The sequence below is a fragment of the Mesorhizobium vachelliae genome (assembly GCF_033977325.1).
Lineage (GTDB): Bacteria > Pseudomonadota > Alphaproteobacteria > Rhizobiales > Rhizobiaceae > Mesorhizobium > Mesorhizobium vachelliae.
Genome location: NZ_JAVIIR010000015.1, coordinates 105,722 through 119,143 on the forward strand (window position 1 = coordinate 105,722; position 13,422 = coordinate 119,143).

Annotated in this window: 17 protein-coding genes and 1 riboswitch; of the genes, 9 read left to right on the forward strand and 8 right to left on the reverse strand. The window is 64.4% G+C overall.

The window, feature by feature from the left end; all coding sequences use genetic code 11:
- Positions 1-7 precede the first annotated feature (7 nt).
- Positions 8-577: a histidine phosphatase family protein gene (locus RFM41_RS26845; RefSeq protein ID WP_320252378.1), complete on the reverse strand. Its 570-nt coding sequence runs from the start codon at positions 575-577 to the stop codon at positions 8-10.
- Positions 578-662: 85 nt separating this feature from the next.
- A riboswitch (adenosylcobalamin (AdoCbl) riboswitch) is annotated at positions 663-806 on the forward strand.
- Between RFM41_RS26845 and RFM41_RS26850 the strand changes: the two genes are divergently transcribed.
- From RFM41_RS26850 to RFM41_RS26865, 4 genes are all read left to right on the forward strand, one after another.
- Positions 807-1,016 (forward strand): CbtB domain-containing protein, encoded by a 210-nt coding sequence (locus tag RFM41_RS26850; RefSeq protein WP_320252377.1) that lies wholly within the window; start codon positions 807-809, stop codon positions 1,014-1,016.
- A gap of 46 nt (positions 1,017-1,062) precedes the next feature.
- Positions 1,063-1,803: a CbtA family protein gene (locus tag RFM41_RS26855; protein ID WP_320252376.1), complete on the forward strand. Its 741-nt coding sequence runs from the start codon at positions 1,063-1,065 to the stop codon at positions 1,801-1,803.
- A gap of 51 nt (positions 1,804-1,854) precedes the next feature.
- Positions 1,855-2,436, forward strand: coding sequence for a hypothetical protein (locus tag RFM41_RS26860; RefSeq protein WP_320252375.1), 582 nt, complete (start codon positions 1,855-1,857; stop codon positions 2,434-2,436).
- Between the two features lie 69 nt (positions 2,437-2,505).
- Positions 2,506-3,453: an EamA family transporter gene (locus tag RFM41_RS26865; protein ID WP_320252374.1), complete on the forward strand. Its 948-nt coding sequence runs from the start codon at positions 2,506-2,508 to the stop codon at positions 3,451-3,453.
- Positions 3,454-3,615: 162 nt separating this feature from the next.
- On the opposite strand, the gene RFM41_RS26870 is transcribed toward RFM41_RS26865, so the two are convergent.
- The gene (locus tag RFM41_RS26870) at positions 3,616-4,941 is read right to left on the reverse strand and encodes a cation diffusion facilitator family transporter (protein WP_320252373.1); all 1,326 of its coding nucleotides are present in this window, start codon (positions 4,939-4,941) and stop codon (positions 3,616-3,618) included.
- Between the two features lie 8 nt (positions 4,942-4,949).
- A complete protein-coding gene (locus RFM41_RS26875; RefSeq protein ID WP_040973109.1) occupies positions 4,950-5,207 on the reverse strand; it encodes a metal-sensing transcriptional repressor in 258 nt (85 codons plus the stop codon).
- Between the two features lie 406 nt (positions 5,208-5,613).
- Here RFM41_RS26875 and RFM41_RS26880 point away from each other — a divergent pair, with 406 nt between their 5' ends.
- Positions 5,614-5,949 carry a hypothetical protein gene (locus RFM41_RS26880; RefSeq protein ID WP_320252372.1) on the forward strand — a complete coding sequence of 112 codons (336 nt, stop codon included), beginning with the start codon at positions 5,614-5,616 and terminating at the stop codon, positions 5,947-5,949.
- A gap of 55 nt (positions 5,950-6,004) precedes the next feature.
- Here RFM41_RS26880 and RFM41_RS26885 read toward each other — a convergent pair whose 3' ends face one another.
- Complete coding sequence (locus tag RFM41_RS26885; protein WP_140831573.1) at positions 6,005-6,154, reverse strand: hypothetical protein; 150 nt, start codon at positions 6,152-6,154, stop codon at positions 6,005-6,007.
- Between the two features lie 246 nt (positions 6,155-6,400).
- On the opposite strand from RFM41_RS26885, the gene RFM41_RS26890 reads away from it, so the two are divergent.
- Both RFM41_RS26890 and RFM41_RS26895 read left to right on the forward strand, forming a co-directional pair.
- The gene (locus RFM41_RS26890; protein WP_041010878.1) at positions 6,401-6,583 is read left to right on the forward strand and encodes a hypothetical protein; all 183 of its coding nucleotides are present in this window, start codon (positions 6,401-6,403) and stop codon (positions 6,581-6,583) included.
- Between the two features lie 58 nt (positions 6,584-6,641).
- The gene (locus RFM41_RS26895) at positions 6,642-7,022 is read left to right on the forward strand and encodes a YkvA family protein (protein ID WP_320252371.1); all 381 of its coding nucleotides are present in this window, start codon (positions 6,642-6,644) and stop codon (positions 7,020-7,022) included.
- 298 nt (positions 7,023-7,320) lie between these two features.
- Here RFM41_RS26895 and RFM41_RS26900 read toward each other — a convergent pair whose 3' ends face one another.
- A complete protein-coding gene (locus tag RFM41_RS26900; protein WP_320252370.1) occupies positions 7,321-7,506 on the reverse strand; it encodes a hypothetical protein in 186 nt (61 codons plus the stop codon).
- A gap of 559 nt (positions 7,507-8,065) precedes the next feature.
- Between RFM41_RS26900 and RFM41_RS26905 the strand changes: the two genes are divergently transcribed.
- Together RFM41_RS26905 and RFM41_RS26910 are read left to right on the forward strand one after the other, a co-directional pair.
- Positions 8,066-9,463, forward strand: a complete 1,398-nt coding sequence (locus RFM41_RS26905; protein ID WP_320252369.1) for a sensor histidine kinase — start codon at positions 8,066-8,068, stop codon at positions 9,461-9,463.
- A complete protein-coding gene (locus RFM41_RS26910) occupies positions 9,460-10,104 on the forward strand; it encodes a response regulator (RefSeq protein ID WP_320252368.1) in 645 nt (214 codons plus the stop codon). The genes RFM41_RS26905 and RFM41_RS26910 overlap by 4 nt, the downstream gene beginning before the upstream one ends.
- 105 nt (positions 10,105-10,209) lie before the next feature.
- Here RFM41_RS26910 and RFM41_RS26915 read toward each other — a convergent pair whose 3' ends face one another.
- From RFM41_RS26915 to RFM41_RS26925, 3 genes are all read right to left on the reverse strand, one after another.
- The gene (locus RFM41_RS26915; protein WP_320252367.1) at positions 10,210-10,725 is read right to left on the reverse strand and encodes a hypothetical protein; all 516 of its coding nucleotides are present in this window, start codon (positions 10,723-10,725) and stop codon (positions 10,210-10,212) included.
- A gap of 398 nt (positions 10,726-11,123) precedes the next feature.
- Positions 11,124-11,729: a hypothetical protein gene (locus RFM41_RS26920; protein WP_320319313.1), complete on the reverse strand. Its 606-nt coding sequence runs from the start codon at positions 11,727-11,729 to the stop codon at positions 11,124-11,126.
- Positions 11,730-11,995: 266 nt separating this feature from the next.
- The gene (locus tag RFM41_RS26925) at positions 11,996-12,883 is read right to left on the reverse strand and encodes an EamA family transporter (protein WP_320252365.1); all 888 of its coding nucleotides are present in this window, start codon (positions 12,881-12,883) and stop codon (positions 11,996-11,998) included.
- Positions 12,884-13,422: the final 539 nt, after the last annotated feature.

Genomic DNA, 13,422 nt, shown 5'->3' on the forward strand with positions numbered 1-13,422 from the left:
GCAGCGTTCAGCCGGCGACGACGCCGCTCGCATGCAGCACCCAGCGGCGGCCGTCGCTGCGGAACTCGGTGAGCGATAGCGGCTCGATGTCGATCTTCCAGATCGAGGAAAGCGGCGCGCCCAGCACATGCACCATGGCGGCGCGGATCGGCACGGCATGGGTGAGCGCGATGGTGTGGCCGCTCTCAGCGCCCAGGCGCTCGATCAACGCGGCGACGCGCCGGGCGACGGCGGCAAGCGATTCGCCGCCATGGGGTGCGGCATCCGGATCGGAAAGCCAGGCCTCCATGCCTTCCGGGTCCTTGGCCTGCATTTCCTCGAAACCTTTGCCGGCCCACCGCGCGAAATCCTGGTCGGCAAGCAGCGGCTCGACCGTCGCATCAAAGCCGAGCGCCTCGGCCGTTTGCCGCGCGGCAAGCGCCGGGCTCGTCCAGACGTGGTCGGCGCGGCGCAGCGAAGCGGCCAGCGCGGCGGCGCGGTCGATGGCTTGCGGCTCCAGCGCCTCGTCATTCGGAAAGCGACCCTTGCGCGTGGCCCGCGTCGCGCCGCTTGCGATCATCGTCAGGCGGGCGAGCATCCCAAAACTCCCTGGTCCAGTGAAATTTCGGCCGCGCGAAGCCGCGTTGGCCATTACATGTCGTTGACAGGCGAACGAAGTGCTGACAAGTGTTTTAGCGCTATACGGGATTGGAAGCCGGTGCGAGTCCGGCACGGTCGCGCCACTGTGATCGGCACCAGCCGAAAGTCAGGCCTTATTCCGCAGCATTGTTCGATCAACGGGACGCAGTATCCCACGGGAGGTCAATATGTCCGACACCACCTTCACCCCCAGCTACGGTCCGGTTGCGATTCCGGTCCGCGAGCTTCTGCCCTGGGCCATCTTCGCTGGCCTGCTCTTGATGCTGGCCATCTATTTCGTCGGCGCGGAAGAAGGCGCGACGTCGCTGATCCGCGGCACGGCGGTGCACGAATTCGTGCATGACGGCCGCCACCTGCTCGGCTTCCCCTGCCACTAAAGCGGTTCGGCATCGCCGAACCCGCTTTCGATAAAGGGTTAGTGACATGGTTGGAAAACTTTTGCTGCGCGGCATGCTTGTCGGGCTGGTCGCGGGGATTCTGGCATTCGCCTTCGCCCGCGTCTATGGCGAGCCGCAGGTCGACAAGGCGATCGCCTTCGAGGACCAGCAGGCCCAGGCCGCCGGCGAGGCGCCGGAGCCAGAGATGGTCAGCCGCGCCACGCAGGCCGGCATTGGCCTGGCGACCGGCGTGCTGGTCTATGGCGCCGCCCTTGGCGGGCTGTTCTCGCTGGTCTTCGCCTACGCCTATGGCCGGCTGAGCTCGCTCGGTCCGCGCGGCACTTCGGCGCTCATCGCGCTGCTCGGCTTCCTTGCCGTGATCGTGGTTCCCGGCCTCAAATACCCCGCAAACCCGCCCGCGGTCGGCAATGCCGAGACCATCGGCTACCGCACCGAGCTGTTCTTCATCATGATCGTGGTCTCGATCGCGGCGATGGTGGCGGCGGTCGGGTTGGCCCAAAGGCTATGGAAGCAGCTTGGCGCCTGGAACGCGTCGATCGTCGCGGCACTTGCCTTCCTCGTCGTCTTCGCGCTGGTGAAGGCGGCGCTGCCCGACATCAACGAAGTGCCGGAGAACTTCTCGGCGACCGTGCTGTGGCAGTTCCGCGTCGCCTCGCTCGGCATCCAGCTCGTGCTGTGGACCGTCGTCGGGCTGGGCTTCGGCGCGGTTGCCGAGCGCGTCGTCGCGGTGCGCGACCAGCGCAGCCCGGCACGCCGCTACGCCTGAACTGAAATGCGTTGGCCGCCACGGTTCCTTGCCCTGGCGGCCAATTGCTTTTTGACGACCGCCCTGCTGGTCATGCTGGCCACATCCGCGCAAGCGCATAGCGGCTCGTCGGCGCCGCCTCCCCCCGGCATCCAGATCCCCAGCCTGACCCACGGCCAGATGGCGGTGATCGCGCGCTACCGCGGCGACATTCTTGCACTCGCGCAAGCACAGACCTTGACCGACCCGACCTTCCGGCGACTCTACAATCACGGCAATCTGCAATTCACCTACTGCCTCTGGGGCCTGATGCCGGGAAGTCTTGGCGACGAGGAGAGCCCGTTCAACGAATGCAGCCATGCCTATCTCGCCACCGCCAAGGCGCTGCTGACGTATATGGCGACGATGCCCTCAGCCGAGCGCGACGCGAAGGCGTTGATCTCCGACATCGATGCCGAGATGGTGCGCAGCGGCGCCTCCTGGATCCTTTGCCAATATAGCGGCGAGGCTTTCAGCACCGGCGCGGTCGTCGAGCCCCGGTGGCGAGACATGTTCTTCCACTTGCCGAGCCTGGCGGTCCTGCTTGCGACCATTGCTGCGCTTATCGCGGCCGGATGGTCGATCTTCGGTGCGCCGCGTAGTCGCGTGGCCTAGCTGTCCGCTGCAAGCCGGCGTAAGAAGCGCCATCCACCCAACGTCCGCACGGACCCGCAATCACCAGCCATGTTGGTCTCCGAAAGCCTCGCCCTCGCCGCCGCCTTATGCAGCGCGCTGAGCTCCATGTTCCTGAGCGAGCTCAAGGGCCGCGTTCCCCTCCTCCAGCTCGCCCGCTGGCAGATGCTCGCAACCTTCGTGATGACCGGCTCGGTGTCGCTGGCGATCGGCGGCTGGCACACGATCGGACCAAGGGAGTTCTGGCTGCTTGCGGGATCGAGCTTCGCCGGCATCAGCATCGCCAGCACGACCTATTTCGCCACCATCTATTCGGTCGGCCCGCGCATCACCGCGCTGCTCTTCTCACTCACCTCGCCTTTCGCGCTGGCGCTCGGCTATCTCGTGCTCGGAGAAACCGTCAGCCACTGGCAGGCGCTGGGCGTGGCGCTGGTGCTTGCAGGCATCGTGCTTGCCATCGGCATGCCGCGACGCTTCCTCAAGCGCGGCCACCTGGCGCCGGCCATGCCGGTCGTCACCCCTTCCACCGTGCCGGTGAGCACGGCGCCCGGCCCGCCGCTTACCGGGCGACTCGGACCAGGCATCGTGCTCGGCGTGACGACGGCGCTCGGCCAGGCGACCGGCACCCTTCTGGCGCGCCCGGCAATGGCTGCCGGCGTCGAGCCATTCACGGCCATGGCGCTGCGCTCGGGCCTCGCCGTGATCCTGTTCATCGCCCTTGCCGCGACGCCGTTCGGCAGGGGCAAGCGCGAGGCTGTCCAGTTCGGCACGGTCGGGCTCGCCGTGCTTTCCGCCTTCGTCGGCACCTCGCTCGGCATGTCCTGCCTGATGGCTGCGCTGCGCACCGGCAATGTCGGCATCATCTCGACGCTGTCCTCAATGACGCCGGTCATCATCCTGCCGATGGTGTGGCTGCGCAGCGGACAAAGGCCGACCGCGGCTGCCTGGGCGGGCGCGCTGCTGGCCATCGCAGGCACGGCGCTGATCAGCGTGAGGTGATGGGTTGCGCGTGAGGCTCGCGCCGAAGTCACTTCGATCCGAAGGCCAGCTACATTGGTCCGTTTAGCGTCAAACTAGGCGGAAGGCGGACACCGACACAGCGCGCCCAGGTGTCGCGTTGTCGTCAGGCAGATTCACGCTGGCACACAAATGTCGCCCGCATCACCCATGCGCGTGCCCGTGGTCCGGCTCCGCCATGGCGAAGGGCAAATCCTCGCTGTCCTGACCAGCCGCCAGTTGCAGCCTGGCGCTGAACTCATGCGGCTCGGCCGGGGCGACCAAGCTTTGCAGATAGTGATGATCGCCGCCGACCGGCGACAGCAGTAAGCTTTCGACCGCACCGTCCGCCCTTTCGATGGCGACGTTCGCCCGCAGCCCCTCGGCGTGACGCGACAGGCGCAGCCGCATGCGCTCGCCCTGCGGCGTGTCGACAATCTCGAGCAGCCCGCTGGCGAGCTTGCCCGAGACCAGGAACGGATCGGGCGCATGATGGTGGCCGCTCTGCGTCTCCGGCTCGGCAAAGCGCACCGTGGCGACATCGAGCGCGGGGATGTGCGCGAAGAGCCCGGCCTTGAGCGATGCGGCGATGTTGTTCGCGGCGGCTAGCAACAGCCCGTCATTGACTGCAATCTCCACATCGACATGCAACCTGTGGCCGAGCCAGCGGGCGTTGGCGCCGACCACTTTTTCTATCCCGGCGACATGCTCCGCGGCGTGATGAATTTCGTCGACGAGGCCGGGCTCGACGCCGTCCAGCATGCGCGTCAGCACCGAGCGCGCCGATTGCCACACGATGCCCAAGATGGCGACGGTGATGATGAGGCCGATGATCGGGTCCGCCAGCGGCAAGCCGAGCCAGACGCCGACCGCGCCGGCAACGACCGCGAGGCTGGTGAGCCCGTCGGTGCGGGCGTGATAGCCATCGGCGACCAAGGCGGCGCTGTTGATCTGGCGGCCGACGCGGATGCGGAACACCGCCACTGCCTCGTTGCCGAGGAAGCCGATCACGCCGGCCGCTGCGAGCCAACCCAGGAACTGGACCGGACGCGGATTGAACAGGCGGTTGACAGCTTCATATCCGGCCACGAGCGCGCTTGCCAGGATGATGAGCACGATGATGATGCCGGCAAGGTCCTCGACCCGGCCGAGGCCATAGGTGAACGTGCGGGTCGGCTTGCGCCGCACCAGCACGAAAGCGATCCAGAGCGGAATGGCCGTGGTCGCATCGGCTATGTTGTGGATGGCATCGGCAAGCAGCGCCACACTGCCCGAAGCCATGACGACGACGATTTGCAAGGCGGCGGTGATCGCCAGTATCGCGAACGACCACTTGATCGCCCAGATGCCGCGATCGGTGGTGGCGATGGTGGCGTCGATCACGCCATGCGTGTGGCCGTGCGGTTCGTGATGGCCGCCGCTATGGTTATGCCCGCCAGGGCCATGTCCATGCGCGCCGAAGCCGAACCAGTCCAAAACTTTTTCCCACATCAAACGCCTCACAGATACTTGGTGAGCTGCTTCAGCTCCTTGAGAGTATCCCTGGTCGGCTCGCCGCCTTCGACGAGGCAATGCTCCATATGGTCGTGGATCAGCTCGCGCTTGGCGTTGCCGACGGCGCTTTCGACGGCATGGAGTTGTTGCGCAAGGTCGAGGCAGGAGCGGCCCTGCTCGAACATGGTGAGCACGGCGGCGAGATGGCCGTGCGCGCGCTTGAGCCGGGCGATGATATCGGGATGGGAGCTGTGTATCGTCATGCTGTTATCCTATCCTCCAGGGTAGGATAACGCAAACAGCAAAGCGTCAGCGGTCATATCGGCCCCCTGGTGGTGATGCGGCCGGATTTTCTTCGTGATGCCTTCGCAACGGCGTTGCGGTTGGCGGCGGATCGCCCGGCCGAAAAGGTATCGGCCTTCCTGCCGGGTACGTGCGAGAGCGCGCTTGGCCTCGCGGTGCTGTTGATGGCATCGCATGGCTATGGCGACCGGACCCAATTATCGGCCGCGAAATCCCGGCTTGATGTGATCGGCAGCGGTCGGCGGCAGGCAGCCCGGCAGCAACCAAATGCTTGTTTTGGCGTTTGTTTCAGTGGCTGGCGGCGCTCGATTTGGCGCCAGCCGATTCCGCCGGCGAGATGCCGCGCGGGGCGGAAAGGAGGCCGCTATGACACGGCCGGCAGTGGAGATAGGCGACAGGGTTGCGGTCATCGCCACGGTGGTCGCGCGCACCGAGGACCGCGTGATGTTGAGGCTCGACGGCGACAGCCACAGTTACTCGATGGTCGAGCCAAATGCCAAGCCGGGCGACAAGCTCAGGCTCGAGGGTGACGTCGTCCATGTCGACGAGGAGCTCGGACGCACGACCGTGCAGGTGCTGGGGCGCGTGAGCGTCGACACCAAGTCGGTCGAAATGGTGACGAGACGTTGCGACCTCGACCATATCGGGTCGAACGTGCCTGGCCACCCGCGTCCGCGCACTCCGCCGACACCGCACGGGTGAACGGGGAATCTCTGCCCTTTCCTCGCGCCCCTCGCATCCTGACAAAGCGAAGCGCCTAATGGCGCTTGAAATACTGCACTTCGCGTTCGTGCTTTTCCGCCGCTTCGCGCGACTTGAAGGTGCCCAGATTGCGGCGCTTGCCGGTTCTCGGATCGGTTTTGCGCGAATAGAGCCGGTACTCGCCGGATTTCAGCTTGCGGATCATGGCGATCTCCTTGTGAACCAAGGCTCTAACCCGCCGGAGGCCGCCGCGGTTCCAGACTGGCCATCGCGCCCGCTCGCGGCCCGGCCGAAAAAAAGCGTCGCTGTCGGTGAACCATTTCACGGACGCAAACGACCCAATGTCGGAAGCGACACCGCAACGACACGATTTGGTCGGATTATTTGTATTCAAATGACTTTCGCGACGTTATGCGGATGTCGCTGAAGTGCCGGATCAGAGGAGGGTGAGATGGTTACGGCGAAGCTTCACGGTGTTGAACTCGTCAGGGGCCAGAAGTGGACGGTGCGCGTCACCGCCTACGGCACGACGCTCATCTTTCCTTTCGAAGCCGAGCAGCACGCGCGCTCCTATGCCGATGGCCAGGCCTTCCGCCTCGGCGTCGAGGTCGTGGAATTGAAGGATTGCGCCTGAGCGGCCAAACCATCGATCGCAAATGGCCTGAAGGCCAGCGCACCCGTATATAAGCGGTATGTCTATGCTCGATGCGGCAAAGCAGTGGGCGCGCAAGATCAAGCGCGATGTGGTGGCGCTCTGGATTGCCGCCCGCGATCCGCGCGTGCCTTGGTATGCAAAGGCCACCGCGGGCGCCGTCGCGGCCTATGCGCTGAGCCCTATCGACCTGATCCCGGACTTCATCCCGATCATCGGCTATCTGGATGACCTGCTGATCGTGCCGGTCGGCATCATGCTCGCGGTCAAGCTGGTCCCGGCCGATCTGATGCAGGAATTCCGGGAAGAGGCGACGCGACGCGAGAAGCCGGTGAGCAAGGCCGGCCTTGCCTTCATGATCGCGCTTTGGGTGCTGGCCGCGCTGTGGCTCACCTGGTTGTTCTGGCCGAACCCGGCGTAGATGTTTCAGCCAAGCGTGGTCGCGCATGCGCCAGCAGCGGAGTGATATCGAACGCGGGAGGACGCCGGACCGGCGGTTGGGGTAGCCCGGCTTGCCTTGGCGGTAAAAGAGTACGGCTCTTTGACAGGCAAGCCGGGCTAAAGCGCCGACCATTGGGTTTCCTTGGGGGGAGCCGGCGCAGGGTCAGACTGTCCGGTTCCCGTTGCGCCCGCAATTGTTGCTGAGGTCCTATGCGCAAACGCAATGGTCCGACCAGCGGGCGCCAATGAAATCCACCCAGCGCCGGAGCGCCCGAACGTCAAGCCCGCGTGGGTCGGCTGCCTTTTTGCCGTGTTCTTTTGACGAAAAGCTCGGCGTGCTGCGCCCACTGCGCTTCAGCGACATCGTTCTCACGAACAGACTGCTTGAAGGCTTCCCGCAGCGCCTCGAGCTCAAAGATCGACAACCGCTGATTTCTTTTTTGCTTTTTTGTGCCGGCGTCCACGTTGCCAAGACCCGCAAGGTTTTAGCCCATTATATATCCGGCGGTTGTTCGACCCATCAACAGCTTGGCCCTGACTTCTTTTGGGGGCAAATCTTGCTGCGACTCCAGCGGCTTATGTCGGGATGGAGCGGCCGGCAGGGTGCGGGGTCACGGGCCGCGCCATTCGAAGGACCAGCCGCTATATGTTTTCATCCATAACGAACAGCGGGAAGACCGCGAGCGGCTGGCATCGGCTGCCATGTAGCGCTGTATCCGCCGAAGCATATGTCTTTTGATCTGGACCTCAGGCCCGATTGGTGATTGTCTCTGCGACGCAGAGCCGCAAGAGATGACCCAATTCCAGGTGGCAACCGGCCCGCGTCTTCCCCGTCAACAGGAGTGGCGCGGGCTTTTGCCATCGGGAAGCATGAGCAGCCTTCCCAGGCCGCGAATCGGACCCGCCGGAACGGGCAGGCAAACGGCCTCGCCATTAACCTTCCCTACGGGCACGGACCAAGGTCGGTGTCGCAATTGCCTCCCCTCGCCTATACTCTGGTCGACGGGTGGGTGAGCGGTGCCGATGTTTGGGAGGTATTTAAAACGACTTGCACGAATCTGGAGCGGGCTGTCGCTGGCCTGGCAGTTCGTGATCGCGGGCGGCATCGGCCTTCTGGCCGTGATGCTCGTGGTCGGGCTGTGGGTGACATCGCAGATCCGTGACGGCGTCCTGCACAATTCCGCCGCGACCACCGCACTCTATGTCGACAGCGTGATCGCGCCGCTGTTGCCAGACATGCGCAAGAGCCAGGAACTCGATGACACGGTCAAGCGGGCGCTGGACGAGACGCTCGGCCAGGGCGCGCTTGGGAAAAGGCTGGTGTCGTTCAAGCTGTGGCGGCGCGACGGCACGATTCTTTATTCAAAGGACGCCAACCTCATCGGCAGGCAGGTCAAGCCCAATGCCAACCTCCTTGCCGCCTTCGCCGGCAATGTCATGGTCAAATACAACAGGCTCGAAGACGAGGAAGATGACAAGGAGCGGTCGATGGGCGTTCCGCTGCTGGAAATCTACAACCCGGTGCGCGAGCCCTGGTCGGGCGAGGTCGTGGCGGTGACCGAATTCTACGAATTGTCCGGCGACTTCGAGGAATCGCTGCACTCGGCCCTGCTATGGACCTGGCTGGTGGTGGCGGGCGCCACGGCGGCGGCGCTGGCGCTGCTTTCCGGCATCGTTTTCCGCGGCAGCCGCACCATCGTCACCCAACAGGCTGCGCTCGAGGCCAAGGTTCGCGAATTGCAGGCGGCGCTGGCGCAGAATTCGTCGCTGCGCCAGCGCGTGCAGCGCGCCTCGCGCCGCGCCACCGCCATCAACGAGCGGTATCTGAGGCGCATCGGCGCCGACCTGCATGACGGGCCGGCGCAACTGGTGGCGCTCGCAGCGCTGAGGATGGACAGCCCGGTGCTGGTCGACCCGACCACATCGAGCACGCTGCGCGAGGCCGAGATCGCCGGCATCCACAAGACGCTCGGCGAAGCAATGCGCGAGATACGCGGCATCTGCAACGGGCTGGTGCTGCCGCAGATCGAGACGCAGGCCGTCGCCGCCATTTTGCGGCTCGCGGTGGCCGAGCATGAACGACGCACCGACACCAAAGTGTTGCTAACCCTGCCCGAGCGCTTGCCCGAACTCGGCACCTCGGAAAAGATCAGCATCTATCGCTTCGTGCAGGAAGGCCTGAACAACGCCTTCCGGCACGGCAAGGGCAAGGGCCAGCAGGTCAGAGCCACGACGAAAGGCGGCAAGCTCCTCGTCGAGGTTGTGGACGCCGGCCCCGGCTTCGACCCGGCCCGAAGCGAGGGCCTTGGGCTTGCGGGCCTGAGGGAACGTATCGAAAGCATAGGCGGGCAGTTCGAAACGCTGACCGGCCCCGGAGGAACAAGACTGGTGATCACCTTGTCTGTCGAGGAGCAACCGTGAGCACGTCCATCCGCATCGCAATAGTCGACGACCATCCCCTGTTTCGCGAAGGCGTGGCGCGCAGCCTTGGCGAAATAGGCGGCTTCGAACTCGTGGGCGAAGGCTCCAGCGCCGAGGACGCCGAGAGGCTGGCGCGCGCCAGCACGCCCGATATCCTCCTGCTCGACATCAGCATGCCGGGCGGCGGCCTCAACGCGCTCGCCGGCATCCTTTCAACGATGCCCGACCAGAAGATCGTCATGCTCACCGTGTCGGAGACCAATGCCGACGTAGCCCAGGCGCTGAAAGCCGGCGCGCGCGGCTATGTGCTGAAAGGCGTCGGCTCCAAAGCGCTGGCCGAGATCCTGCGCGACGTCGCCAACGGCCAGAGCTACGTATCGCCGAGCCTCTCGGCGAGGCTGCTTTCCGACCTTCTGCAGCCCACAGGCAACAAGCCCGATCCGCTCAGCCAGCTCACCGGCCGCGAGGCCGAGATCCTGAAACTGGTCGCGGAGGGGCTGAGCAACAAGGAAGTCGCCGCCCGGCTGTCGCTGCAGGAGAAGACGGTCAAGCACCACATGACCAGGGTGCTCGCCAAGCTCAACGTGCGCAACCGCACCGAGGCGGCGCTGCTGATGCATGAGGCGAGGGAAAGGAACTGAGGACTGAGGAACTGAGGAACTGGGGAACTGGGGAACTGGGGAACTGGGGAACGGCTATAGGCCGAGCTTCCCTTTTCTTCAATTCTCCAATTCCTCAGTTCCCCTTCACAGGTTCAGCAGGCGTGACATATCCTCCTCCGTCGCCTGCCGCTCTATGATGGTGCGGCCTTGCGCGTCCTTCATCTCGAAACGGCCGTTCTGGACTTCCTCCTTCATGCCGTTGCGATGAACGACGGTGATCTTGTCGCCGTCGATCGAGAGCGTGTCGCCAGTCGCGGCGTTGGTGTAGCTGTTCTTGTTGCCGGGATTGGTATTGCCCTTGCCGCTGTTGTTACCAGGCCCGGCATTGGGATTGCCGCCGTCGGCGTTGCTGTTGCCGTTGTTGCCCTGGCCATTGCTGTTGCCCTCGTTGCCGCCATTGCTGGAATTCGAGCCGCCGGCCGAACCGGAATTCGAGCCCCCGGCAGAACCCGAATTGCCGCCATTGCCGTTGCCGCCGTTCCCGCCTCCATTGCCATTGCCGTTACCGGCATAGGCGGTGGATACGAGCTTGGTCATGTAGCCCGGCGCCACCAGACAAGGCGCGACGACAATCGCCAGCGCGGCAACGACGCGCAGCACAAGGTGGGCTGGCCTTTTGCAGGCGGGTTGGTGCATTCCGTCCTTTGCGGGTCCGTCTCGGCATGGCCGAAGTTCCGCTTACGGGAAAGGCGCAACGGAACCAGTGTCTTGTGTCTTGACGCGGCAAGGGTTCACATTCCGGCAGACGACGAAAGCGGCCCACGACTCATGCCCCGGCCGGTCGGACCATTTCCGCCGGCATGACTGACCAATGTCGCAGGCGGCGGACATCGCCGAGCTTGAAAAAAATTACCCCCGCACGAAGGCGGGGGTAAGGTGAGTAGCCAAGTTCTACCGCAAGACGATCAGGACCGCAGAGACGAAGCAAAAGGTGGCAACCTGATTTTGCAGCGCTGACCTTCGGTCCCTTAAGATCTAATCCGGATAAAACCTCGCTCTCACAAACTCTTCAGGCGATCGAGATCGGCCACGGTGGCCTTGCGGTCGACGATGGTGCGCCCGTATTTGTCTTCCATCCTGAACCGGCCGTTCTCGATCTTCTCCTTCATTCCATTGCGGTGCGTGACCTGGATTTTGGTGCGGCTGGCCTCAACCTTGTCGCCCGTCAGGGCGTTCACATGACTATCGACATCGGCGGTGCTTGCCGCGCTGGCGCTGCTGCTCTTGCCGTTGTCGCCGTTCCCGTTTCCGTTGTTCCCGCTGTTGCCGCCGCTATTACCGTTTCCGTTGTCGCCGCCGCTATTGCCGTTTCCGCTGTTGCCGCCATTGCCGGAATTCGAGCCACCAGCCGAACCGGAATTGGAGCCGCCGGCCGAGCCGGAATTGCCGCCACTCCCGTTGCCGTTGTTCCCGCCTCCGCTATTGCCGCCCCCGTTGCTGTTTCCACCACCCTTGCCGCCGCCGCTTCCACCGCCGCCGCCTTTGCCGGCATAGGCTTTGGTCACGACCAGACCATCGACGGAGAGACTGAAAGGCGCGACAGCAAGCGCCAACGCAATCAGCGCTCGCAAGACCAGCCTGCAGCCCCTGCGCTTCAAGCGCATACCGCTCTCCCCATGCCAGCCCTTCGGCCCGTCGGCCGAGCTACCCCACCGGCAATCTCGCAGCATAAGCATCCCCAATCAGCAGACCATAAGGAAGTGGCCCACGACCCTTGTCTTGTCCACTCGGACTTATTGCGTTTTATCTCTAGGACCTAAGTCTTATTTCAACCACCGGATGTGGTCGGACATTGCTGCCACGGGGTCATTTTTTTAGGCCGACCAAACGGTCAATGGGTCCGCGCTCGCGGCATGGTCGCTAAGCGCGCTCAGGCCGGCAAAGGCACCGGCCGCCGCGCCGCAACCGCCGCGCCGAAGGCGGCGGCAATGACGGCGGCGATGCCCGCGCATTGCAAAAGGTTGAGCTTCTCCGCCAGGAACAGGAAGCCGGTCAGCGCGCCGCCAGCCGGCTCCAGGCAGACCAGCATGCCGTAGACCTTGGCCGGCATACGGGCCAGCACCAGCATCTCCAGATAGAAGGGCAGCGCGCTGGAGAACAGGCCGACCACCGCCGCGCCCGCCATGATATGCGGGTCGGTGAGATAGGGCTGCGCAGCGCTGAAGCCGAAGGGCAGCGCCAGCACCGCGGCGATCGCCATGCCATAGGCGGAGGTGCGCACGCCGAGCTCGGCGCCGGCCTTCTGCGCGAAGATGATGTAGAGCCCCCAGCAGGCGCCGGCCGCGAGCGCGAGCGCCACGCCCAGCGGATCGAGCCCGCGGCTTGCATCGGCGAAGGGCGAAAGCAGCACGATGCCGACGACGGCCAGCGCCACCCAGACAAGGTCGAGCAGGCGCCTGGAGCCGAGGGTGGCGACAAACAGCGGCCCGGTGAATTCGAGCGCCACGCAGATGCCGAGCGGAATGCGCTGGAGGGCGGCATAGAACAGCATGTTCATGGCACAGACCGTGACGCCATAGGCGGCGAGCCAGGGCAGGCTTTTCCGCGAGGGCAGCACCTTCCAGGGCCTCAGCACTGCCGCCAGCATCAGCGCGCCGATGGCGAGCCTCAGCACGGTCGTGCCTTCCGACCCCAGCACCGGGAACAGGCCCTTGGCGAAGGCAGCACCCACCTGCACCGACAGCATTGCGCCGAGCAGGCCAAGCACGGGCATGGCGCCGACATGGGTCTCCGGTTTTGCAATTGGCGTCGACGTCACTTTCTCTCCGTCCCCCCTGCCCTGGTCGAGATCGGAGATAAGGCCTTAGCAGCAGCGCCGTCGTGAGGCAGCGGCCGGCGGATGGTGGGACAAGACGGTCCCGCCTCTCGGGCGGCAAGCCTGCTGCACCGCACAAGATCTTGAAAAGCAAGATATTTTCGGAGGCTCTCTCATAGAATTTTTGCGTTGCGATCAAGCCTTTCCGCAATATTCCCCACCACCCGCTGCGGTTGTCGGGATAATTCTCCGGCACCCTTGGCGATTAATACTTTTCAGAATTCAGACCAATTGCCCATGACTGCATAGGACCATCGGACGTCTCTGTAGATATTTTCAGGACACAACTATTTACGTCACGCCATGGCATCACATCTTATTTCGCGGCCGTAAGCATTTTGTGTTGCGCCGCAACATCAGCCACGACAATCGTGGACCGGGGGCATGCCTGTTGGAGGATGCCATTATGATTCCGCTGGCCGGCAAGGATTGCGCCCTCGGCCCTGACGGCGAGTCGTCGGCCCGCAGCGGTGAGGTTTGCT

Bases quoted from the DNA above. Each gene is read 5' to 3' on its own strand.
- RFM41_RS26890 (WP_041010878.1), top strand. From the start codon at position 6,401: ATGGTTACGGCGAAGCTTCACGGTGTTGAACTCGTCAGGGGCCAGAAG.
- RFM41_RS26880 (WP_320252372.1), top strand. From the start codon at position 5,614: ATGACACGGCCGGCAGTGGAGATAGGCGACAGGGTTGCGGTCATCGCC.
- RFM41_RS26905 (WP_320252369.1), top strand. From the start codon at position 8,066: ATGTTTGGGAGGTATTTAAAACGACTTGCACGAATCTGGAGCGGGCTG.
- RFM41_RS26875 (WP_040973109.1), bottom strand. From the start codon at position 5,207: ATGACGATACACAGCTCCCATCCCGATATCATCGCCCGGCTCAAGCGC.
- RFM41_RS26845 (WP_320252378.1), bottom strand. From the start codon at position 577: ATGCTCGCCCGCCTGACGATGATCGCAAGCGGCGCGACGCGGGCCACG.
- RFM41_RS26865 (WP_320252374.1), top strand. From the start codon at position 2,506: ATGTTGGTCTCCGAAAGCCTCGCCCTCGCCGCCGCCTTATGCAGCGCG.
- RFM41_RS26855 (WP_320252376.1), top strand. From the start codon at position 1,063: ATGGTTGGAAAACTTTTGCTGCGCGGCATGCTTGTCGGGCTGGTCGCG.
- RFM41_RS26870 (WP_320252373.1), bottom strand. From the start codon at position 4,941: ATGTGGGAAAAAGTTTTGGACTGGTTCGGCTTCGGCGCGCATGGACAT.
- RFM41_RS26895 (WP_320252371.1), top strand. From the start codon at position 6,642: ATGTCTATGCTCGATGCGGCAAAGCAGTGGGCGCGCAAGATCAAGCGC.
- RFM41_RS26850 (WP_320252377.1), top strand. From the start codon at position 807: ATGTCCGACACCACCTTCACCCCCAGCTACGGTCCGGTTGCGATTCCG.
- RFM41_RS26885 (WP_140831573.1), bottom strand. From the start codon at position 6,154: ATGATCCGCAAGCTGAAATCCGGCGAGTACCGGCTCTATTCGCGCAAA.
- RFM41_RS26920 (WP_320319313.1), bottom strand. From the start codon at position 11,729: ATGCGCTTGAAGCGCAGGGGCTGCAGGCTGGTCTTGCGAGCGCTGATT.